The 977-nt window shown below is 44.7% G+C and carries 1 protein-coding gene; it reads left to right on the forward strand.

Annotated elements, in window-relative coordinates:
* The coding region (locus tag NSP_RS27580; RefSeq protein ID WP_044482728.1) for a carbamoyl phosphate synthase preATP-grasp domain-containing protein at nucleotides 1-977 on the forward strand (977 nt) is incomplete at both ends.

Raw genomic sequence — 977 nt, forward strand, 5'->3', positions numbered from 1 at the left:
ATTGGGCGGACATTTAATGAATCTTTCCAAAAGGCGTTGCGTTCTCTGGAAACTGGGCGTGCTGGTTGGGGTTGTGACCAATCCGAAAAGTTACCCAGTGGTGAACAAATTCGCGCTTTACTGCGAACCCCTCATCCTGACCGGATTTTTGCGGTGCGTCATGCTTTACAACTAGGGTTAAGTACTGAGGAAATCTACGAACTTACGGCTATTGATCCTTGGTTCCTGGATAAATTACAACAACTGCTGGATGTGGAAAAGTTCCTGAAGCGGACACCTTTAACACAGTTGACAAAAGAGCAGTTTTATGCTGTGAAACGTGATGGTTTTAGCGATCGCCAAATTGCCTTTGCAACGAAAACTACTGAAGATGAAGTTCGCAGTTACCGCAAAGAATTAGGCGTTATCCCGGTTTACAAAACTGTGGATACCTGCGCGGCGGAGTTTGAAGCTTTTACTCCGTACTATTACTCTACCTACGAAGACGAAACCGAGGTTTTACCCACCAGCAAGCCCAAGGTGATGATTTTGGGCGGTGGTCCGAACCGCATTGGACAGGGTATTGAGTTTGACTATTGTTGTTGTCACGCTGCTTATGCTTTGAAAAAGGCAGGATTTGAGACAATTATGGTCAATTCTAATCCTGAAACGGTTTCTACAGATTATGACACAAGCGATCGCCTCTACTTTGAGCCGTTGACCAAAGAAGATGTGATCAACATTATCGAAGCTGAAAAGCCTGTAGGCGTAATTATTCAGTTTGGCGGACAAACACCCCTAAAATTGGCGGTTCCTTTAGAAGAGTTTCTCAAAAATCACCCGTCTCTTCCTACCAAAATTTGGGGAACATCGCCGGATTCTATCGATATGGCGGAAAATAGGGAAAGATTTGAGAAAATCCTGAATGAGTTAAATATTGCTCAACCGCCCAATGGAATCGCTCGCAGTTACGATGATGCGCTGATTGTGGCGAAACG

The sequence above is a fragment of the Nodularia spumigena CCY9414 genome (assembly GCF_000340565.2).
Classification (GTDB): domain Bacteria; phylum Cyanobacteriota; class Cyanobacteriia; order Cyanobacteriales; family Nostocaceae; genus Nodularia; species Nodularia spumigena.